Below are 20,637 nucleotides of genomic sequence, written 5' to 3'. Positions count from 1 at the left end.
TAAGCCCTACATTGTCTCCGCGAAGAGCTCCCGACCGATCAGCATGCGGCGAATCTCACTGGTACCAGCCCCGATTTCATAGAGCTTGGCATCGCGCCACAGGCGGCCCAGCGGGTATTCGTTGATATAGCCGTTGCCGCCAAAGATCTGCACACCCTCGCCCGCCATCCAGGTGGCCTTTTCAGCGGTCCACAGAATGACAGAGGCGCAGTCCTTGCGCACCTGGCGCACGTGTTCTGTGCCGAGCAGATCCAGATTCTTCGCCACGGTGTAGGCGAATGAACGGCCGGCTTGCAACACGGTGTACATATCCGCCACCTTGCCCTGGATCAGCTGGAACTCGCCGATGCTTTGACCGAACTGCTTGCGGTCGTGGATATACGGAATGACGTTGTCCATGACGGACTGCATGATGCCCAGCGGCCCGCCGGTCAGCACCGCGCGCTCGTAATCCAGCCCGCTCATCAGCACCTTGGCACCACCGTTGACCTGGCCCAGCACATTGGCGTGCGGCACTTCGACGTTGTTGAATACCAACTCGCCAGTGTGGCTGCCGCGCATACCCAGCTTGTCGAGCTTCTGCGCAATGGAGAAGCCCTTCATGCCCTTCTCGATCAGGAAGGCAGTGACGCCGCGCGCGCCCAGCTCGGGTTCGCTCTTGGCGTAGACCACCAGCGTGTCAGCGTCTGGGCCATTGGTAATCCACATTTTGTTGCCGTTGAGCAGGTAGTAGCCGCCCTTGTCTTCGGCCTTGAGTTTCATCGAGAGCACGTCGGAGCCCGCACCGGGTTCGCTCATCGCCAGTGCACCCACGTGTTCCCCACTGATCAGCTTGGGCAAGTACTTGGCGCGTTGTGCATCCGTGCCGTTGCGCTTGATCTGGTTCACACACAGGTTGCTGTGTGCGCCATAGCTCAGGCCCACCGAGGCCGAAGCGCGGGAAATTTCTTCCATCGCAATCATGTGCGCCAGGTAGCCCATGTTGGCGCCGCCGTACTCTTCACCGACGGTGATGCCCAGCACGCCCAAACTACCCATTTTTTGCCACAGATCCATGGGGAACTGGTCGTTGCGGTCGATCTCAGCAGCGCGTGGCGCGATCTCGGCCTGCGCAAATTCGCGCACGGCGTCGCGCAGTGCGTCAATATCTTCGCCGAGTTGGAAATTCAATCCGGGCAAGTTGTTCATTTTGAGGGGCTCCTGTTTTGTAGGTTCAGTATGTTTTGGGCACTGGTGCCAGGGTCTGCTGCATCACGGCACAGTCGCTGGTCTTGCCAGCGCTGTCGATGTGCACGACGTTGGCCGTGGTCACTATGATGCGGCGCCCGGCGCGGACCACCCGGCCCGTGGCGCGCAACTCGCCGCCCTGAAAGGCCGCAAGAAAATTGATCTTGTATTCCACCGAAGCCACTTCCATGCCTTCGGGCGCCATGGTCAGGCCGGCATAACCACCCGCAATATCGGCCAGCGCACCCATGGCACCGCCATGGAAGCCGCCCTGCTGCTGCGTCACCTTGTCCGAGTACGGCAGGGCCACTTCCACCAGCCCCGGCTCTACCCGCAGCAGACGCGCACCCAGGTGCTGCATCATTCCCTGGCGCGCCAAGCTACTGGCCACGCGCTCCCACAGGGCATCAGGCGGCATGTTTCTTGGCCTCGCTCTTGGTGTCTGCCGCTTTGCCAGTTTTGGCCAGCAAGGCGCGGGCCTCGCGCTGGTGCACTTTGATCTCTTCCAGGTTGGCTTGCAGGTCTGCCATTTGTTCTTCCACCTGTTTGCGGTGGGCCGCCAGCACATCCAGGAACTTGGCGAGCTGGGTGCCCGTGTCACGCGGGCTGTCGTACATGTCAATGATGTCCTTGGCCTCGGTCAAGGAGAGGCCCAGGCGCTTGGCGCGCAGCGTGAGCTTCAGGCGGGTGCGGTCACGCCCGGTGTAGACCCGGTTGCGCCCGCCCGGCCCGGTGCGTTCAGGCTGCAACAGCCCCAGGTCTTCGTAAAAACGGATGGCGCGGGTGGTGAGGTCAAACTCACGCGCCAAATCGCCAATGCTGTAGGTGTGGGTGGTCATGGGCAGTACGATACGCAGGTGACAGGCAGGCGCTACACGCCTCTCTACAATGCTTGATCCAGTTGACGTTTACGTAAACGTCAATTATGGAGCAAATCAACCCCTCCTCGACTCCTCCATGAACGATCTGGAACTGCAACTGCACTACCCCCTGGGCGAAGCCCTGCCCGATTCGGGACGCTGCCTGGAGGTGGTGCCGGGTATCAAGTGGATCCGCATGACACTGCCGTTTGCACTGAACCACATCAACCTGTGGCTGCTGCGGGACGAAATGGATGGGCCGGATGGCAAAGTTCAGGGCTGGAGCATCGTCGACTGCTGCATCAGCAACGACGGGGCCAAGGCCCAGTGGGAAGACATCTTCACCCACGAACTCGAAGGCCTGCCGGTGTTGCGCGTCATCGTCACCCACATGCACCCCGACCACATTGGCCTCGCGCACTGGTTGTGCCAACGCTGGAATGTGAATTTGTGGATCAGTGCGCTGGACTACCAGGTGGCCCGCTTTGGCACCATGGGCCCAACCGCGTTTGGTGGTGAGCGCGCGGCAGATTTCTTTGCGATGCACGGCCTCAACGCACCCGACACCGTGGCGCAGATCAAGGCACGCACCAACTATTTCCCTTCGCTAGTGCCCTCAGTACCCGAGCAATACCACCGCCTGCTCGATGGCACGGTGCTGCAGATTGGCGGCCACGCCTGGCGTTGCATCAGCGGCTACGGCCACGCGCCCGAACACATGGCGCTGTACTGCGATGACCTGAATGTATTGATCGGCGGCGACATGATGCTGCCACGCATCTCCACCAACGTGAGTGTGTACGAGCAGGAGCCCGAAGCGAATTCCCTGGATCTGTTCCTGGACTCCATCGACAAGTTCAAGGCCCTGCCCGAAGACACACTGGTGCTGCCCTCCCACGGCAAACCGTTCACCGGCATGCACACCCGCATCCAGCAACTCCACGACCACCACCGCGACCGCCTGGCCGAGGTGATGGAGGCCTGCGCAGAAAAGCCCTGCAGCGGGGCCGACATCCTGCCCGTGTTGTTCAAGCGGTCCATGGATTTGCACCAGACCACCTTTGCCATAGGCGAGTCGATTGCCCACCTGCATTCACTGTGGTTTGCAGGGCGGCTGCAGCGTAAGTTGGGGGACGACGGTGTGCTGCGCTTTGGCGTCACACCCGCTTAGGGCCTGCTCGCATGCGTGCCGAACACCTGAGCTTTTACCTCTCGCTACTGCTCTCGCGGCTGGCGGACCAGATTCTTCTGTTTCTGGTGCCCCTGGTCGTGTACCAACAAACCCAAAGCGCCGCCTGGACCGGCGTGGCCTTCTTCGTCGAAACACTGGCGCGTTTTGCTGCCTGCCCGGTGTGCGGCGTACTGTGTGACCGCCGCCCCGCCTTGGGCCTGCTGCGCGCCAGCCAGACCTTGCGTGCCGTGGCCTGTGTGGTGGGACTGCTGGCGGCTTGGACGTTCAGCGGCCACATTGCCCTGGGCGTACTGGTGCTGGTGGGCGCGGCCTGCGGCGTGTTCACCACGCAGGGTCTGATCGCGCGCGAGGTCATGCTGCCGCACATCTTTCCCGAGGCCCGGCTGGAAAAAGTCATCGCCCATGCGCAGATTGCCGACCAGTTGGGTATGGTCGCCGGCCCGCTGCTGGCCGCAGCCGCACTGGCGCTCTTGCCATGGCAGGGCGTGCTGGCCTGCAGCGGCGTGTTGTTTTTGGTAGCCGATGGTTTCCTGCTGTGGTGGCAACGGGCGAGCACTGCGGTGCTGCCCACACCCCGCTTCAATCCGCTGGAACGCTGGTGGCAGCCAATGGGCACGGCGCTGGCGCATATCTGGACGCTGCCAGGCTTTCGCGGCATGGTGGTAGTAACGGCGGCGGTGAACCTGGTGCTGGGTGTGACGCTGGCCACGGCCGCAGCCATGGTCACCGGCCTGCTACAGCAAAGCACTGCGGCCTATGCCACGCTGCAAACCGGCGCAGCACTCGCCACCGTGGTGGTGTTGGCGCTGGTAGCCCACCTGCACTGGCGCGGCCATTCCATGGGTTTGTTGTCGTTTGCCGGTGTGCTGGTGGGCGGCATACTCACCGCAATTGGCAGCAGCTACGCCGTGTATGCACTGGGCTTTTTGCTGGTGATCAGCTTTGACAAGATGTTCAGCGTTTACATCCGCGCCTGGCGCCAGCGCATCATCCCGCCCGCCGACTTTGGCAAGACCAGCGGCATGGTGATTCTGCTCAACAACCTGACCCAGCCGCTGGCGGGTTTGGCCGTGGGCTTGGGCGCGCAGGGCGCGGACGCCAGCGGCGTGATTGGGGTGTTGAGCAGCATCGCCGCGCTGGCCGGTTTGGCGGGGTTGTGGATGGTGCGCACGGCAACGGCTTCCACCACCGCACCTACCACTTCGGGATAGCGTCGTCGGAGAGCTGGCCGCGCAGGCTGGCGTAGTCGGGCACCACGGAGCGCACCGTGTCCCAAAAGCGCGGGCTGTGGTCCATCACGCGCAGATGGCTCAGTTCGTGCGCCACCACATAGTCCACCACCGCGGGGCTGAAATGCACCAGCCGCCAGTTGAGCCGGATCGCACCATCCGCGCGCGCACTGCCCCAGCGTGTGCCGGCGTTGCTCAAACTCATTTTTTGCCACTTCACGCCGAGTAGCGGGGCAAAGTAGTCCAGCCGTTCGGTGAACAGTGTCTTGGCCTGCCGCATCAACCAGGCCTGCACCGCATCGCGGATCTGCGCGGTGCTGGCGCTGTGGGGCAAGCCCACTTGCAGCACACGCGGGCCACCCGCAGGGTCTGAGGCCTGCAGCGCGGCGCCCTTGGCGGCAAAGCCGTGCCCTGGGTCCAGTTGCACCACCAGCGTCTCGCCCAGGTAGGGGAGCGTGGCGCCGTCGCGCCAGTCGATGCGCGCGTTTTCCTGGCGTGCGTGGCGCTCACGCGTCTCGTGCAGCTTGCGCAGGATCCAGGGGCCTTTTTCCTGCAGCGCGGCGTCGACCTCGTACAGCGGCGTCCAGCGCGGTGCGCGCACCACCAGACCGTCAGGGCCGACCACAAAACCGATGGTGCGGCGCTTGGCGCGCGCAAAGGCATAGGCCACCACGGCGCCGTCCAGACGCACCTCGCGGTTGGCTTGCGGATGGGTGAAAGCGGCTGGTGCAATGGCCTGTTGCAGCGGCTGGCCGGCCACAAAAGGTTGGCTGGGAGCTGTATTTACTATCTTTTTAGGAGCTGCTTGCGCAGGTTCTACGGGGGCTACAGCCTCAAAAGGCTCAAAAAGATCGAGGGTGTAACGCAGCAGGGACATGACCCCCACGCCGCCCGAAGGGGCGCTTTTCACCTGGGGGCGACCCGGCGGCGAAACGGGGCGTGGTTTAGTCACGGTAGGCCTCAGGGTCCAGCCGCCGCATTTCCGCTTCGATCCAGGCTTCCACTTCCCGCATCAGCTCTTCAGGCTGGCGCCCTGCACTGGGAATCGGTTTGCCAATCGACACGTCCACCACACCCGGCGTCTTGAGGAAAGCCTTGCGCGGCCAGCACTTGGCCGAAGTCACGGCGATCGGGATCACCGGTGCGCCGGTTTCCACCGCCAGGCGCGTGCCGCCGGTTTTGTAGACGCCCTTTTGCCCGCGGGGAATGCGTGTGCCTTCGGGGAACATGATGATCCAGATACCTTGCGCCAGCAGCAGCTTGCCCTGCGCCACGACCTTGTTGAAGGCCTTAGCACGCAGGCTGCGGTCAATGTGGATCATGTCCAGCCGCGCCATCGCCCAGCCGAAAAAGGGCACGTAGATCAGCTCTTTCTTGAACACATAGGCCAACGGATGCGGCATCAGCGTGGGCATCAAAAAGGTCTCAAACGTGGACTGGTGCTTGACCAGCAAAATCGCCGGCGCGGTGTCGCCCTGCGGCAGGTTCTCCCAGCCGGTGATCCGTGTCTGGATGCCCAGAATGACACGCGCACCGCCAATGGCCCAGCCCAACCAGCGCACCGCCATCCACCACAGCGGCTTGCCGCGCACGCGGACCGACGCCGTCACCATGATGATGCCCCAGGGGATCACCGTGACCAGCATCCACAGCATGTGAACCACCGAGCGCAGAAACGCCATGACCAACCCACCCACCGAGCGGCTCATCCTTGTGCCACCAGGTAGTCAGCGAATGCAGCCAGGTCCTGGTGCACGGTGGTGTTGTCGGGGTAGCCCTGCGGCAGCGTGCGGCCACGCAGCGGCATGGCCTTGCCCGTCATCACCAAGTGCGGCTCACAGCCGACCGCCACACCCGCGATCAAGTCGCGTGCGGTATCGCCCACGGCGGGCACACCCTTGAGGTCCACGCCATAACGCTCGCCAATCTGCTCGAACAGACCGGGCGCGGGTTTGCGGCACTGGCACTTGTCATCGGGCGTGTGAGGGCAGTAAAAAATCGCATCCACACGGCCGCCCACCGCTGCCAGCAAGCGGTGCAGCTTGGCGTGCATGGCGTTGAGCGCCGCCACATCAAACAGGCCGCGGCCCAGACCCGACTGGTTGGTGGCCACCACCACATGCCAACCCGCGTGGTTGAGCTTGGCAATCGCCTCCAGCGCACCGGGCAGCGGCTGCCATTCGTCGGCAGACTTGACGTATTCGTTGCTGTCTTCGTTGATGGTGCCGTCGCGGTCGAGGATGACGAGTTTCATGGAGGCAGTGTCCGGTTAGGTCGCCAGTTTGGAAAGATCGGCGACGCGGTTCATGGTCTTGTACAGACTCTTGAGCAAGCTCAGGCGGTTGGCCTTGAGTGCGGGGTCTTCGGCATTGACCATCACGCCGTCGAAAAAGGCATCAACCGGCGCCTTGAGTGCGGCAAGTAGCTGCAAGCTCTTCGCATAGTTGCCATCATTGAACTCAAAGGTTGCTTCGCGGCCAACCGATTCGAGAGCGGCGTGAAGCGCTTTTTCTGGCGCCTCCTTCAACAGCCCCGGATTGGTGTTGACCAGTACCTCCGCTTGGGCTTCGGCTTCAGCCTTCTTCAGGATATTGCCTACACGCTTGTTAGCGGCGGCAAGCGCGGGGGCTTCGGGCAATTCGGCGAAAGCACGTACGGCGGCTAGGCGTTTGGGTACGTCGCCCAGACGCTGAGGGCGCAGGGCCAGCACGGCGTCGACCTCCTGGGCGCTATAGCCTTGCTCGCGCAGGGAGCCCGCTAGGCGGTCGTAAATGAAGTCGGAAAGAGCTGCGCCAGCTGCACCATCAAATGCTATGACATCGCCTTTGACCATCGTGGTTTTTGTAGGAGCAATCTCATCGTCAAAGCCCAATTGGGTAGCCATATCGAATTTCGAGAATGCCATGCCGACAAGTTCATTGAGTTCAAGCGGTAAGTCTTTTTCCACCAGCATTCGAATAATGCCCAGCGCATGACGGCGCAGTGCAAATGGATCTTTGTCACCAGTAGGCAAATTACCAATGCCAAACATACCCACCAAGGTTTCCAGCTTGTCAGCCAGCGCCACAACTACACCCACATCGTTGCGAGGCAAAGCATCCCCAGCAAAGCGAGGTTTGTAATGGTCTTCGATGGCATGTGCCACGGCTTCGGGTAAACCATCGTTGAGAGCGTAATAGCCGCCCATGATGCCTTGCAGTTCTGGAAACTCACCGACCATATCAGTCACCAAGTCGGTCTTCGCTAGTTGTGCAGCAGTGTCCGCTTGCGCAAGAAGTGCCAGATCACGCAATTGATGTGAGATACCTTGTGCAATCGCCCGCACGCGCTGAACGCGTTCACCCTGCGTACCCAGCTTGTTGTGATAGACCACCTTGCCCAAGCCTTCAACGCGCGAAGCCAGCGTCTTCTTGCGGTCTTGGTCAAAGAAGAACTTGGCATCAGCCAGGCGTGGGCGCACCACGCGCTCGTTGCCGCCGATCACGAAGCTTGTGTCTTCGGGTGAAATGTTGCTAACGACCAGAAACTTGTTGGTCAGCTTGTTAGCAGCGTCCAAGAGCGGGAAGTATTTTTGGTTGGCCTTCATCGTCAGAATCAAGCACTCCTGCGGCACTTCCAGGAATTCTTTTTCGAATTCGCAGATGAGCACATTGGGGCGCTCGACCAGCGCAGTCACTTCATCCAGCAATGCATCGTCGTCAATCGGTTTGCAACCGCCGCCGACTTTTGCTGCAGCAGCGGCCAGTTGGCGCACGATCTCAGCACGGCGCTCGGCAAAGCTGGCGATCACAGAACCGTCTTTGGTCAGGGTCGCAGCATAAGCGTCCGCATCCTTGATCACGACGGGCGACACAGCCGCTTCAAAGCGGTGGCCTTGCGTGCTGTTGCCGGAGTTCAATCCCAGCGCTTGCACGGGAACTACGTCGCTACCGTGCAAAGCAATCAGGCTGTGCGCAGGACGTACGAAGCTCACGCTGCTCCAGCCTGGCAATTCACAGCCCGACTCCAACTGATAGGTCATGACCTTGGGGATAGGCAGCTTGGCAATCGCTTCCAGCAACGCCTTTTGCAGACCTTCAGCCAACGTAGCGCCTTTGACATTGCTGTCATAGAACAGGGCTTCAGCTTTGCCATCGGGTGCGCGCTTCAAACCTGCGACAGCCGACGCGTCGGCGCCCAGCGCCTGCAGTTTTTTCAACAAAGCAGGCGTTGCGTTGCCGGACGCATCCAGACCCACCGCCACGGGCATCAGCTTTTGCGAAACAGCTTTGTTCGCAGCTTGCGCGGCAACAGCCGTTACGTGCACAGCTAGACGACGCGGCGATGCAAAGTGGGTCACCACCGCATCCGCACCGGCCAGTCCTTGGGCTTTCAGCGAATCCGCCAACACCGAAGAAAACGCCTCACCCAGCTTTTTCAAAGCCTTGGGTGGCAGCTCTTCCACAAACAATTCAACGAGAAGGTTTTTGCTAGTCATCGTCATGTCTCTCACGCAGCCTTCTTCGTCATCTGTTCCACCCATTCGCGCGGCGCCATGGGGAAGCCCAGGCGCTCACGGCTCTCGTAATAACTTTGCGCAACGCTACGCGCCAGGTTGCGGATGCGGCCGATATAGGCGGCGCGCTCGGTCACGCTGATGGCACCACGGGCATCCAGCAGATTGAAGCTGTGCGCGCACTTGAGCACCTGCTCGTACGCAGGCAGCGCCAACTGGTTTTCCATCAAATCCTTGGCCTTCTCTTCGTGCTTTCCAAAAGCATGGAACAGGAAGTCAGCGTCGCTGTGTTCGAAGTTGTAGGTGGACTGCTCCACCTCGTTTTGTTTGTAGACGTCACCATACGTCAGCCCATCCGTCCAGGTCAGGTTGTAGACGTTGTCCACGCCCTGTAAGTACATCGCCAGGCGTTCCAGACCGTAGGTGATTTCGCCGGTGATGGGCTTGCAGTCAATGCCACCGACCTGCTGAAAGTAGGTGAACTGCGTGACTTCCATGCCGTTGAGCCAAACTTCCCAGCCCAGGCCCCAGGCGCCCAGCGTGGGGTTTTCCCAATCGTCTTCAACAAAACGAATGTCGTTTTTCTTCAGATCGAACCCCAGCGCTTCCAGCGAACCCAGGTACAGCTCCAGGATATTGCTGGGCGCGGGCTTCAGCACCACTTGGTACTGGTAGTAGTGCTGCAGGCGGTTGGGGTTCTCGCCGTAACGGCCGTCCTTCGGGCGGCGGCTGGGCTGCACGTAGGCGGCTTTCCATGGCTCGGGGCCAATTGCTCTCAAAAACGTAGCTGTATGCGAAGTACCGGCGCCGACTTCCATGTCATACGGTTGCAAAAGGGCGCAGCCCTGTTCAGCCCAATAGGACTGCAGTTTCAAGATGATTTGCTGGAATGTGAGCATGGTGGTGAGGCAGAAAATCGGCCAGCCGGGCGCGCCACAGACGCGCGCTCGACCAAACCCTGCATTTTACGGGGCGATGGGGCTTGTCGCGCCGCGGCGCACACGCCAGGCGGCGAATGCGCACACCACAATGGCCAGCAACCATACGGGCCACAGCCCAAAGCGCGACACCCACCAGGCGAACGGCGTGGTGCCGCTACGCCCCTGAACCTCGCCCGTGAGCACTGCACGGGTGTGGCGCGGCAGCGCAGCGAGTACCTGGGCGCGGTGGTCCATGATGACCGTGGCGCCGGTGTTGGTGGCGCGCACAAAGGGCCGCTCAAACTCCAGCGCGCGCATACGCGAGATGTGCAAATGCTGGTCTATTGCCACGGTGTCGCCAAACCAGCCGATGTTGCTAACGTTCACAAACACAGTGGGCGCCAGCGACGCATCGATAAAACGCGCACCCAATTCCTCACCAAACAAGTCTTCGTAGCAAATATTGGGCGCCAGGCGCTGGCCGTGCGCGGCAAACGACGGCTGGCCTATAGCGCCGCGGTTGAAGTCACCCAGCGGGATGTTCATCATGCGGGTGAACCACTTGAACAGAGGCGGGATGAACTCGCCAAACGGCACCAGGTGGTGCTTGTCGTAGTGCCAAGTACCGCTTTGCCCCGGCGCAAGCCCGATCACGGAGTTGGTATAGCCCTGGTTGTAATTGCCCAGCGGGATGCCAATCAGCGCAGTCTGACCTCCCGCGGCAAAACGACTCTGCAGCGCGGCCCAGTAGCCCTCAGGCAATTGCTGTGGCAGCAGGGGAATGGCCGTCTCGGGCGCCACGACCAGGTCACCACGGCTGGCCAGCAGTTGCTCACCGTACCACTGCAGCGCCAGCGGCACGCCAGAGCCGGGCTGGAATTTTTCGTCCTGGGGAATATTGCCTTGGAGCAGAGTTACCGACAAGCTGCCCGTGGGTTGGGACCAGGTGTTCCAGCTGGCAGGAACAACCGAAGGCAGGAGCAGTACTACGGCAGCGGCGGCGAACAAGCCGATTTGGCGACGCCCTATGCACGCGACCACGGCGGAGAGCCACGCGGCGATGGCGGTCATGCCGTAGGCGCCCACCCAGGGCGCGTACCAGGCCAGCGGGGCGTCGATATGCGCGTACCCCACCGCCCCCCAGCCAAAGCCGGTGAGCCAGGTGCCACGCGCCATCTCGGCCATGGTCCACAACGCAGCGAAGGTGAGACTGGCTAGCCAGACGCGATTTCGTAACAGATACCAGAAAGCGGCACAGGCGGCAGCGTAGTACAGGCCTAGCGCGGCAGCCAGCGCCACAATCGCAGCCACGGTCAGCAGCGGGTTGAGCCCGGCATAGGTGTGCATGGCGACAAACAACCACCAGAAGGTGGTGCTGAGCCATACCGTGGCAAAGACGCCGCCTACGACGGCCGCTTGCTTTGGACTCTGGCAACGCCCTAACACCCAGCACAGGGCGGCCAGCGCCAGGGTTTGCAGCCACCAGAGCGTTTCGCCTTTGGCAAAAATCAGGTCAAAAGGCCACGCGACGCTTGCTGCATTTGCGCAAGCAGCTACTAAAATAATAGCAAAAAGGCTTTTGGGAAGAGCCGTCGTGCGGGTCAAAAAACCGGCTCCCGCCATGGGATCAGGCCGCGTCGCTCTCGGCCGGCGAGACCTTGAACCACTTTACGGCGCCACCCTTGGTGTGCAGCACGACAAAGTCCAGTCCACCCAGGGTATGGCGCTCGCCGCGCTTGGGCACATGACCCATCTCGTGCGCAATCAGGCCGCCGATGGTGTCGAAGTCATCTTCAGGGTCGCTGCCAGCCAGGGTGACGGAGAAGGCGTCGTTGACGCGTTCAATAGGGGTGTCGCCGCTGACGCGGTAGGTGCGGTCCGCCAGGCCGAAGATATCGCCTTCGTCTTCGGCGATGTCGAACTCGTCTTCGATCTCGCCCACGATTTGTTCCAGCACGTCTTCGATGGTGATCAGTCCGGCCACACGGCCAAACTCGTCGATCACGATGGCCAAGTGGTTGCGGTTGCCACGGAAGTCGCGCAACAGGTCGTTCAGGCCCTTGGTCTCGGGCACAAACACGGCGGGGCGCAACAGGGCGCGGATATTCAGCTCGGGAGCGCGCTGCAGTTTAAGCAGGTCTTTGGCCAGCAGGATGCCGATGATGTTTTCGCGTTCGCCATCAAACACCGGAAAACGCGAGTGCGCGGTGTCGATCACGTTGTGCATCAACTCGTCCATCGTGGAGTGGATGTCCAGCAGGTCCATGCGGGTGGAGGGCACCATCACGTCGCCGGCCGTCATGTCGGCCATGCGAATGACGCCTTCGAGCATGACGCGGGATTCCGCACCAATGATGTTGTTGTCCTCCGCCTCCGCCAGGGTTTCTATCAGTTCGGCGGTAGAGTCCGGTCCGGGGTGGATGAACTCAGCCAGTTTTTGTAGAAATGTGCGCTTGTCTTCCTTGTCGGAAAGGCGCGCGGGGTGGGGGTCGGACACTGACGTGGGGGCAAAATTTGCCGTTATTGCGGAACCGCAAGGATAGCGGATTTGGATGAAGCCTTTAGCAGGCTCAGGGCGAAACGCGGTTTTGCGCGTCAAGAACGGCGCGGCGCACTTCCTGCACGTCGGCCAGAAAGCTCCAGAACTGCTTGGCCTGCACTTTCAGGCGGTAGTCGGTCTGGGCAATTTGTTCCTCGATCATTTCTGTCACCCTGCTGTCCAATGAGGGCGGCGACAGGCGCAAATAAGCTTCGGATTCCGAGCCGTCACGCTCCACGATGGCACCGGCTTTGCGGGCAATGGCCAGCATGGCCGCGTTTTCACTCAGGGCATGAATGAACATCTGCGAAACGCCGTCATTCGTGGCATGCATTGCCGCCCGGTCAAACAGGCGCGCCCCATAACCCCGCCCCCGCGCTGCGGGCAATACCGAGACACCGAACTCCGCGCAAGACTCATATCCTTCGGTCTTGGCGTAGGCCAGATGCGCCATCGCGATCAATTGCAATTTGCGGTTGTAGATGCCGAATATTTCGTCACGTTCGAAGTTCAGGTCATTCACGTATTTTTTGATTTGCGCATCCTGCGCCGTGTAACCAAAACGCAGATAGCGGTCGTGCGATCCCAACGACAGCAAATGCTGTGCGATGCGCTCGCGGTGATTGGCCCCCAGCGAACGGATGGGCACGATAACCGGCGTGGGCCGAACCAAGGCTGGCTCTTCCTCATGGTCGACGGGCGGACGCAGAAAGTCCTTGCCCGCCTCAATAGAAGCCTTGATCAGATCTTTGGTATGCACCATGGCGCAACTATAAGGGTTTTCCCTAGTCTCCACACTCCAATATGAATCCTTGAAATGAATTGGGCTTTCGTTTCCTTAGAAAATCAGGAGGTTATCGCCCACAGGATCATTTCGAGTAGCTAGCGCTAACTTTTTTACTCAAATAACCTTTCCTCGCGTGGCAGATACACTTGCCGACCATATGGACGCAGCACAAACGATACGCAACGCGGTGGCAAGGGTAACGGCATTGCGGGCACAAACGCAAGCCGATCTCCATCTGCATTCGGCCACTGTCGCCGTCAAGAAATTCCAGGCCCTGCGCTTTGCCGGTACTTATGACGACCTGCTAGGGAGCAAGGAATACGGAAGTGCCACCCGTTTTTTCCTAGAAGAACTCTACAGCGACAAAGACTATTCCCTGCGCGATGCACAGTTTGCGCGTATAGCGGGCGCACTGCAAACCTTTTTCCCCCAACAAGTAGTGGCTACTGCAGTGTCGCTGGCACAACTGCATGCCCTTACGGAGGAGCTCGACCACCAAATGGCACTCGTATGGACCGGTAGCAGCTCAGGCACGGAAGCCCGCGACGCAGCAAGTTATGTACGGGCCTGGAATACAGTTGGCCAGAGTGAAGAGCGTAAACGGCAACTGGACGTGGTTCTCACCGTAGGGCAAGAACTGGATCGGTTGACCCGGACACCCGGGCTGCGTTTGATGCTCAAAATGATGCGCCGGTCGGCCTTGGCAGCCGGGCTGGGATCCTTGCAGACTTTTCTGGAGTCGGGCTTCGACACCTTCGCTGGCATGTCTGGTAAAGGCCAGCGCGCACTGGAGTTCCTGGGCATCATCCGCGCGCGCGAATCAGTGTGGATAGCGCGGCTGTTTGCCAGCGATGCTGTCACCAGTGAGTCCGCTTTGCGGGAATGCTTGGGAAAAGCCCTGTTGATTTCCGTTGAAAACTGATCTACTTCGAGCAGATATTTCCAGCCAAATTTGATCCACGTTGGCCCTACCCTGCTAGTTTTTAAAGCAGGGGGAAATTAGGAGTGATAGACGTGGCGACATTGAATGTCATCAGGCGTTGGGCACTACGGGAACAAATGTCCATCCGCGAGGTTTCCAGGCGTACAGGCCTGGCTCGCAACACCGTAAAGAAGTACCTCAGCTCAGAGGAAATTGAACCTGCCTACCCAAGGCGGGTCAGCTCAAAGAAGCTGGATTCCTATGCCGAAAAGCTGGCCGGATGGCTGGAATTGGAGGCAACAAAATCTCGAAAACAGCGGCGCAATTTGAAGCAGATCTACACACCCTTGGCTCACTCAGTCCCATCGAATATCGGGCGAGTCTTGGAATCGTGGCATAACCAGTCCAAGTTTTACGCCGCACCGCCAGTGGATCAGTTTTCGGCGGTAATCGACAGCGAAACCACAAAGGCGAAAATCGCCACCCTTCATAGGACATAAATCCATGAATGGAGGCGGTTTATAAACCGTTCGCACAAATAAAAACGCCCCCTCATCAGAGGGGGCGTTTCGGGCTGTAATAGCCTGACGATGACCTACTTTCACACGGGAAGCCGCACTATCATCGGCGCAGAGGCGTTTCACTGTCCTGTTCGGGATGGGAAGGAGTGGTACCACCTCGCTATGGTCGTCAGGCATAACTTGTTGTCGCACAGACCTAAGGTCTGCACAACCAATTTATAGAGCTAATCAGCTTGTCTTTTCGACACTGAAGTGCGATCTCTCACACAGCAGTTATTTTTGAATGCGTCAACTTGGCATAACATCCTTGAGACACTTATCGTGAATCAAAGTTATAGGGTCAAGCCGCACGAGCAATTAGTATCAGTTAGCTTAACGCATTACTGCGCTTCCACACCTGACCTATCAACGTCCTGGTCTTGAACGACTCTTTAGGGGGCTAAAGGCCCCGGCAGATCTCATCTTGAAACGAGTTTCCCGCTTAGATGCTTTCAGCGGTTATCTCTTCCACACTTAGCTACTCGGCAATGCCACTGGCGTGACAACCGATACACCAGAGGTGTGTCCACTCCGGTCCTCTCGTACTAGGAGCAGGCTTCCTCAAATCTGCAGCGCCCACGGAAGATAGGGACCAAACTGTCTCACGACGTTTTAAACCCAGCTCACGTACCTCTTTAAATGGCGAACAGCCATACCCTTGGGACCGGCTACAGCCCCAGGATGAGATGAGCCGACATCGAGGTGCCAAACACCGCCGTCGATATGAACTCTTGGGCGGTATCAGCCTGTTATCCCCAGAGTACCTTTTATCCGTTGAGCGATGGCCCTTCCATACAGAACCACCGGATCACTATGTCCTGCTTTCGCATCTGCTCGACTTGTCAGTCTCGCAGTTAAGCACGCTTATGCCATTGCACTATCGTCACGATGTCCGACCGTAACTAGCGTACCTTCGAACTCCTCCGTTACGCTTTGGGAGGAGACCGCCCCAGTCAAACTGCCTACCATGCACTGTCCCCGATCCAGATAATGGACCTAGGTTAGAACCTCAAACACACCAGGGTGGTATTTCAACGTTGGCTCCACGATACCTAGCGGCACCGCTTCAAAGCCTCCCACCTATCCTACACAGATCTGTTCAAAGTCCAATACAAAGCTACAGTAAAGGTTCATGGGGTCTTTCCGTCTTTCCGCGGGGAGATTGCATCATCACAAACATTTCAACTTCGCTGAGTCTCGGGAGGAGACAGTGTGGCCATCGTTACGCCATTCGTGCAGGTCGGAACTTACCCGACAAGGAATTTCGCTACCTTAGGACCGTTATAGTTACGGCCGCCGTTTACTGGGACTTCAATCAAGAGCTTGCACCCCATCATTTAATCTTCCAGCACCGGGCAGGCGTCACACCCTATACGTCCACTTTCGTGTTTGCAGAGTGCTGTGTTTTTAATAAACAGTCGCAGCCACCGATTTTTTGCAACCTCATTGGGCTCCAGGAGTAAATCCCTTCACCTACTAAAGGCACACCTTCTTCCGAAGTTACGGTGTCAATTTGCCGAGTTCCTTCTCCCGAGTTCTCTCAAGCGCCTTAGAATACTCATCTCGCGCACCAGTGTCGGTTTGCGGTACGGTCGTGTATAGCTGAAGCTTAGTGGCTTTTCCTGGAAGCAGGGTATCACTCACTTCGTCTGCAAGCAGACTCGTTATCACCCCTCATCTAAGCCCGGCGGATTTACCTACCAGGCACGACTACAGGCTTGAACCAACATATCCAACAGTTGGCTGAGCTAACCTTCTCCGTCCCCACATCGCACTATACATCGGTACAGGAATATTGACCTGTTTCCCATCAGCTACGCATCTCTGCCTCGCCTTAGGGGCCGACTCACTCTACGCCGATGAACGTTGCGTAGAAAACCTTGCGCTTACGGCGAGGGGGCTTTTCACCCCCTTTAACGCTACTCATGTCAGCATTCGCACTTCTGATACCTCCAGCACGCTTTACAACGCACCTTCACAGGCTTACAGAACGCTCTCCTACCACTTGCAATAAATTGCAAATCCGCAGCTTCGGTAACTGGCTTAGCCCCGTTACATCTTCCGCGCAGGACGACTCGATCAGTGAGCTATTACGCTTTCTTTAAATGATGGCTGCTTCTAAGCCAACATCCTGACTGTTTTAGCCTTCCCACTTCGTTTCCCACTTAGCCAATTTTAGGGACCTTAGCTGGCGGTCTGGGTTGTTTCCCTCTTGAGTCCGGACGTTAGCACCCGGTGCTCTGTCTCCCAAGCTGTACTCGTCGGTATTCGGAGTTTGCATAGGTTTGGTAAGTCGCCATGACCCCCTAGCCTAAACAGTGCTCTACCCCCGACGGTAATACTTGAGGCACTACCTAAATAGTTTTCGGAGAGAACCAGCTATTTCCAAGTTTGTTTAGCCTTTCACCCCTATCCACAGCTCATCCGCTAGTTTTGCAACACTAGTCGGTTCGGACCTCCAGTACCTGTTACGGCACCTTCATCCTGGCCATGGATAGATCACTTGGTTTCGGGTCTACACCCAGCGACTAGACGCCCTATTCGGACTCGATTTCTCTACGGCTTCCCTATTCGGTTAACCTTGCCACTGAATGTAAGTCGCTGACCCATTATACAAAAGGTACGCAGTCACCCTTGCGGGCTCCTACTTTTTGTAAGCATACGGTTTCAGGATCTATTTCACTCCCCTCCCGGGGTTCTTTTCGCCTTTCCCTCACGGTACTAGTTCACTATCGGTCAATGATGAGTATTTAGCCTTGGAGGATGGTCCCCCCATATTCAGACAGGATTTCTCGTGTCCCGCCCTACTTTTCGTTAGCTCAGTATCACACAGGTCTTTTCACGTACGGGGCTATCACCCGCTATGGCCATCCTTTCCAGAATGTTCCGTTAAGTCTTGTGCTATCACTAACAGGCTTCTCCGATTTCGCTCGCCACTACTTTCGGAATCTCGGTTGATGTATTTTCCTCGAGCTACTGAGATGTTTCAGTTCACCCGGTTCGCCTCGCATACCTATGTATTCAGTATGCGATACCCCAAAGGGTGGGTTTCCCCATTCGGAAATCTCCGGATCAAAGCTAATTTGCCAGCTCCCCGAAGCTTATCGCAGGCTATCACGTCCTTCGTCGCCTATCATTGCCAAGGCATCCACCATATGCTCTTATTCACTTGACCCTATAACTTTGACATCTCTTTCGAGAATCAAAGCATCTTCAAGGAATGTTTTGTCAGGTCTTTCACCTGACGCGTTATGCCGTATTCAATTAACTTGAATAACTCGAATTCAAACGTGAAGTTTGATATTCATTTTGACGCAATCAAAATTATGTCGCTAGCGGCACGGTCTGCACTAAACCTTTACGAATGTGCAGTTTCCGCTAGCAACGCTGATTAAACTCTATAAATTGTTAAAGAACAGCCGATTGATCAAGTTATCTCGATCAACAACAAAGGGGCCTCGTTAAAAGCCACTTTGGTATTGAATTGATACCTACGATAAGAAGTAAAAGATTGGTGGAGGTGACAGGACTCGAACCCGCTACCTACTGCTTGCAAAGCAGCCGCTCTCCCAGCTGAGCTACACCCCCAAAACCAGAAGGACGTTGGACGACAATGGTGGGTCTGGTTGGTCTCGAACCAACGACCCCCGCCTTATCAAGACGGTGCTCTAACCAACTGAGCTACAGACCCGAGTCGGTCACTTAAGACTAAGACCGGAGCCATAGTCGTTAGCGACAACCTTCCAACAACCGATAAGTGTGAGCGTTCGAATTAAATTGCAGTTTCCAGAAAGGAGGTGATCCAGCCGCACCTTCCGATACGGCTACCTTGTTACGACTTCACCCCAGTCACGAACCCTGCCGTGGTAATCGCCCTCCTTGCGGTTAGGCTAACTACTTCTGGCAGAACCCGCTCCCATGGTGTGACGGGCGGTGTGTACAAGACCCGGGAACGTATTCACCGTGACATTCTGATCCACGATTACTAGCGATTCCGACTTCACGCAGTCGAGTTGCAGACTGCGATCCGGACTACGACTGGCTTTATGGGATTAGCTCCCCCTCGCGGGTTGGCAACCCTTTGTACCAGCCATTGTATGACGTGTGTAGCCCCACCTATAAGGGCCATGAGGACTTGACGTCATCCCCACCTTCCTCCGGTTTGTCACCGGCAGTCTCATTAGAGTGCCCAACTAAATGTAGCAACTAATGACAAGGGTTGCGCTCGTTGCGGGACTTAACCCAACATCTCACGACACGAGCTGACGACAGCCATGCAGCACCTGTGTTACGGTTCTCTTTCGAGCACTAAGCCATCTCTGGCGAATTCCGTACATGTCAAAGGTGGGTAAGGTTTTTCGCGTTGCATCGAATTAAACCACATCATCCACCGCTTGTGCGGGTCCCCGTCAATTCCTTTGAGTTTCAACCTTGCGGCCGTACTCCCCAGGCGGTCAACTTCACGCGTTAGCTTCGTTACTGAGTCAGTGAAGACCCAACAACCAGTTGACATCGTTTAGGGCGTGGACTACCAGGGTATCTAATCCTGTTTGCTCCCCACGCTTTCGTGCATGAGCGTCAGTACAGGTCCAGGGGATTGCCTTCGCCATCGGTGTTCCTCCGCATATCTACGCATTTCACTGCTACACGCGGAATTCCATCCCCCTCTACCGTACTCTAGCTATACAGTCACAAATGCAGGTCCCAGGTTGAGCCCGGGGATTTCACATCTGTCTTATATAACCGCCTGCGCACGCTTTACGCCCAGTAATTCCGATTAACGCTCGCACCCTACGTATTACCGCGGCTGCTGGCACGTAGTTAGCCGGTGCTTATTCTTACGGTACCGTCATTAGCCCTCTTTATTAGAAAGAGCCGTTTCGTTCCGTACAAAAGCAGTTTACAACCCGAAGGCCTTCATCCTGCACGCGGCATTGCTGGATCAGGCTTGCGCCCATTGTCCAAAATTCCCCACTGCTGCCTCCCGTAGGAGTCTGGACCGTGTCTCAGTTCCAGTGTGGCTGGTCGTCCTCTCAGACCAGCTACAGATCGTCGCCTTGGTGAGCTTTTACCCCACCAACTAGCTAATCTGATATCGGCCGCTCCAATCGCGCGAGGTCTTGCGATCCCCCGCTTTCATCCGTAGATCGTATGCGGTATTAGCGTAGCTTTCGCTACGTTATCCCCCACGACTGGGCACGTTCCGATATATTACTCACCCGTTCGCCACTCGCCACCAGGATTGCTCCCGTGCTGCCGTTCGACTTGCATGTGTAAGGCATGCCGCCAGCGTTCAATCTGAGCCAGGATCAAACTCTATAGTTCGATCTTGAATTTTTCGCTCTTTCGAGCAACTCATAAACTGGAATTAACATGAACTTCATTGCTGAAGTTCGCATTTCTTTTCATTCATGAGCGTTTGTAAGCCAATTAAGACTTAGTTCCGAAGAACTTGGCAATTGCCTTCAAACGCCCACGCTTATCGGCTGTAAATTTTTAATGATCCGAAACAGTTTTTTACCTTGTTTCGCTTGCTTTGCTGTGATCAGCTAAGCCTTGAATTATGACACAGTTTTTAACCCTCTGTCAAACTTCGCGAAATATTTTTTACTTCATTTCGCTTCGTTTTTATCAGCACATGCATTTCGTATGCGCTGATAAAAACGCCCCCTCATCAGAGGGGGGCGTTTCGGGCTGTAATAGCCTGACGATGACCTACTTTCACACGGGAAGCCGCACTATCATCGGCGCAGAGGCGTTTCACTGTCCTGTTCGGGATGGGAAGGAGTGGTACCACCTCGCTATGGTCGTCAGGCATAACTTGTTGTCGCACAGACCTAAGGTCTGCACAACCAATTTATAGAGCTAATCAGCTTGTCTTTTCGACACTGAAGTGCGATCTCTCA

Annotated in this window: 14 protein-coding genes, 2 tRNA genes, 4 rRNA genes and 1 pseudogene; 4 read left to right on the top strand and 17 right to left on the bottom strand. The window is 57.5% G+C overall.

Annotated features, from left to right (window positions below; all coding sequences use genetic code 11):
* Positions 1-6 precede the first annotated feature (6 nt).
* From RS694_RS03250 to RS694_RS03240, 3 genes are read right to left on the bottom strand one after another with little or no spacing between them, the layout of a single operon-like run.
* Complete coding sequence (locus RS694_RS03250; protein WP_029706193.1) at positions 7-1,188, bottom strand: isovaleryl-CoA dehydrogenase; 1,182 nt, start codon at positions 1,186-1,188, stop codon at positions 7-9.
* 25 nt (positions 1,189-1,213) lie between these two features.
* The gene (locus RS694_RS03245) at positions 1,214-1,645 is read right to left on the bottom strand and encodes a PaaI family thioesterase (RefSeq protein ID WP_029706192.1); all 432 of its coding nucleotides are present in this window, start codon (positions 1,643-1,645) and stop codon (positions 1,214-1,216) included.
* Positions 1,635-2,066 (bottom strand): MerR family transcriptional regulator, encoded by a 432-nt coding sequence (locus tag RS694_RS03240; RefSeq protein ID WP_029706191.1) that lies wholly within the window; start codon positions 2,064-2,066, stop codon positions 1,635-1,637. Before RS694_RS03240 ends, RS694_RS03245 begins: the two co-directional genes overlap by 11 nt.
* 118 nt (positions 2,067-2,184) lie before the next feature.
* Between RS694_RS03240 and RS694_RS03235 the strand changes: the two genes are divergently transcribed.
* Together RS694_RS03235 and RS694_RS03230 are read left to right on the top strand one after the other, a co-directional pair.
* On the top strand, positions 2,185-3,258 hold the full coding sequence (locus RS694_RS03235; protein WP_029706190.1) for an MBL fold metallo-hydrolase: 1,074 nt from the start codon (positions 2,185-2,187) through the stop codon (positions 3,256-3,258).
* A gap of 11 nt (positions 3,259-3,269) precedes the next feature.
* A complete protein-coding gene (locus tag RS694_RS03230; RefSeq protein ID WP_029706189.1) occupies positions 3,270-4,490 on the top strand; it encodes an MFS transporter in 1,221 nt (406 codons plus the stop codon).
* Here RS694_RS03230 and RS694_RS03225 read toward each other — a convergent pair.
* The 8 genes from RS694_RS03225 to RS694_RS03190 form a co-directional block, all read right to left on the bottom strand.
* A complete protein-coding gene (locus tag RS694_RS03225) occupies positions 4,474-5,385 on the bottom strand; it encodes a M48 family metallopeptidase (protein WP_029706188.1) in 912 nt (303 codons plus the stop codon). The genes RS694_RS03230 and RS694_RS03225 overlap by 17 nt on opposite strands.
* Positions 5,386-5,452: 67 nt before the next feature.
* Entirely contained in the window at positions 5,453-6,190 is a 738-nt protein-coding gene (locus tag RS694_RS03220; RefSeq protein WP_029706187.1) for a lysophospholipid acyltransferase family protein, read from the bottom strand.
* 23 nt (positions 6,191-6,213) lie between these two features.
* Positions 6,214-6,762, bottom strand: coding sequence for a D-glycero-beta-D-manno-heptose 1,7-bisphosphate 7-phosphatase (gene gmhB, locus RS694_RS03215; RefSeq protein ID WP_029706186.1), 549 nt, complete (start codon positions 6,760-6,762; stop codon positions 6,214-6,216).
* Positions 6,763-6,777: 15 nt separating this feature from the next.
* Positions 6,778-8,985, bottom strand: coding sequence for a glycine--tRNA ligase subunit beta (gene glyS, locus RS694_RS03210; protein ID WP_029706185.1), 2,208 nt, complete (start codon positions 8,983-8,985; stop codon positions 6,778-6,780).
* A gap of 11 nt (positions 8,986-8,996) precedes the next feature.
* Positions 8,997-9,902: a glycine--tRNA ligase subunit alpha gene (gene glyQ, locus RS694_RS03205; RefSeq protein ID WP_076069321.1), complete on the bottom strand. Its 906-nt coding sequence runs from the start codon at positions 9,900-9,902 to the stop codon at positions 8,997-8,999.
* Between the two features lie 66 nt (positions 9,903-9,968).
* Positions 9,969-11,369: an apolipoprotein N-acyltransferase gene (gene lnt / locus RS694_RS03200; protein WP_420852654.1), complete on the bottom strand. Its 1,401-nt coding sequence runs from the start codon at positions 11,367-11,369 to the stop codon at positions 9,969-9,971.
* A 181-nt stretch (positions 11,370-11,550) separates the two neighbouring features.
* Positions 11,551-12,420: an HlyC/CorC family transporter gene (locus RS694_RS03195; RefSeq protein WP_029706181.1), complete on the bottom strand. Its 870-nt coding sequence runs from the start codon at positions 12,418-12,420 to the stop codon at positions 11,551-11,553.
* A 73-nt stretch (positions 12,421-12,493) separates the two neighbouring features.
* Positions 12,494-13,225 (bottom strand): GNAT family N-acetyltransferase, encoded by a 732-nt coding sequence (locus tag RS694_RS03190; protein WP_029706180.1) that lies wholly within the window; start codon positions 13,223-13,225, stop codon positions 12,494-12,496.
* 157 nt (positions 13,226-13,382) lie between these two features.
* On the opposite strand from RS694_RS03190, the gene RS694_RS03185 reads away from it, so the two are divergent.
* A complete protein-coding gene (locus RS694_RS03185) occupies positions 13,383-14,171 on the top strand; it encodes an FFLEELY motif protein (protein ID WP_244898407.1) in 789 nt (262 codons plus the stop codon).
* An 83-nt stretch (positions 14,172-14,254) separates the two neighbouring features.
* Positions 14,255-14,521: pseudogene (locus RS694_RS20375) on the top strand (IS21 family transposase); the annotation flags it as partial.
* A 232-nt stretch (positions 14,522-14,753) separates the two neighbouring features.
* On the opposite strand, the gene rrf (RS694_RS03175) reads toward RS694_RS20375, so the two are convergent.
* The 6 genes from rrf (RS694_RS03175) to rrf (RS694_RS03150) form a co-directional block, all read right to left on the bottom strand.
* Positions 14,754-14,866 (bottom strand): 5S ribosomal RNA (rrf, locus tag RS694_RS03175).
* A gap of 162 nt (positions 14,867-15,028) precedes the next feature.
* Positions 15,029-17,906: ribosomal RNA gene (locus tag RS694_RS03170) — 23S ribosomal RNA — on the bottom strand.
* A 337-nt stretch (positions 17,907-18,243) separates the two neighbouring features.
* Positions 18,244-18,319: transfer RNA gene (locus tag RS694_RS03165), tRNA-Ala, on the bottom strand.
* Between the two features lie 26 nt (positions 18,320-18,345).
* Positions 18,346-18,422 (bottom strand) — tRNA-Ile (locus tag RS694_RS03160).
* 99 nt (positions 18,423-18,521) lie between these two features.
* Positions 18,522-20,056, bottom strand: a 16S ribosomal RNA gene (locus tag RS694_RS03155).
* Positions 20,057-20,433: 377 nt separating this feature from the next.
* A 5S ribosomal RNA gene (gene rrf / locus RS694_RS03150) occupies positions 20,434-20,546 on the bottom strand.
* The 16S, 23S and 5S rRNA genes sit together here with 2 tRNA genes alongside, the layout of an rRNA operon.
* Positions 20,547-20,637 lie beyond the last annotated feature (91 nt).

Source organism: Rhodoferax saidenbachensis (assembly GCF_001955715.1).
Taxonomy (GTDB): Bacteria; Pseudomonadota; Gammaproteobacteria; order Burkholderiales; family Burkholderiaceae_C; genus Allorhodoferax; species Allorhodoferax saidenbachensis.
This window is presented reverse-complemented; position numbering and strand designations above follow the sequence as displayed.

Bases quoted from the DNA above. Each gene is read 5' to 3' on its own strand.
- RS694_RS03250 (WP_029706193.1), bottom strand. From the start codon at position 1,188: ATGAACAACTTGCCCGGATTGAATTTCCAACTCGGCGAAGATATTGAC.
- RS694_RS03245 (WP_029706192.1), bottom strand. From the start codon at position 1,645: ATGCCGCCTGATGCCCTGTGGGAGCGCGTGGCCAGTAGCTTGGCGCGC.
- RS694_RS03240 (WP_029706191.1), bottom strand. From the start codon at position 2,066: ATGACCACCCACACCTACAGCATTGGCGATTTGGCGCGTGAGTTTGAC.
- RS694_RS03235 (WP_029706190.1), top strand. From the start codon at position 2,185: ATGAACGATCTGGAACTGCAACTGCACTACCCCCTGGGCGAAGCCCTG.
- RS694_RS03230 (WP_029706189.1), top strand. From the start codon at position 3,270: ATGCGTGCCGAACACCTGAGCTTTTACCTCTCGCTACTGCTCTCGCGG.
- RS694_RS03225 (WP_029706188.1), bottom strand. From the start codon at position 5,385: ATGTCCCTGCTGCGTTACACCCTCGATCTTTTTGAGCCTTTTGAGGCT.
- RS694_RS03220 (WP_029706187.1), bottom strand. From the start codon at position 6,190: ATGGCGTTTCTGCGCTCGGTGGTTCACATGCTGTGGATGCTGGTCACG.
- gmhB (WP_029706186.1), bottom strand. From the start codon at position 6,762: ATGAAACTCGTCATCCTCGACCGCGACGGCACCATCAACGAAGACAGC.
- glyS (WP_029706185.1), bottom strand. From the start codon at position 8,985: ATGACTAGCAAAAACCTTCTCGTTGAATTGTTTGTGGAAGAGCTGCCA.
- glyQ (WP_076069321.1), bottom strand. From the start codon at position 9,902: ATGCTCACATTCCAGCAAATCATCTTGAAACTGCAGTCCTATTGGGCT.
- RS694_RS03190 (WP_029706180.1), bottom strand. From the start codon at position 13,225: ATGGTGCATACCAAAGATCTGATCAAGGCTTCTATTGAGGCGGGCAAG.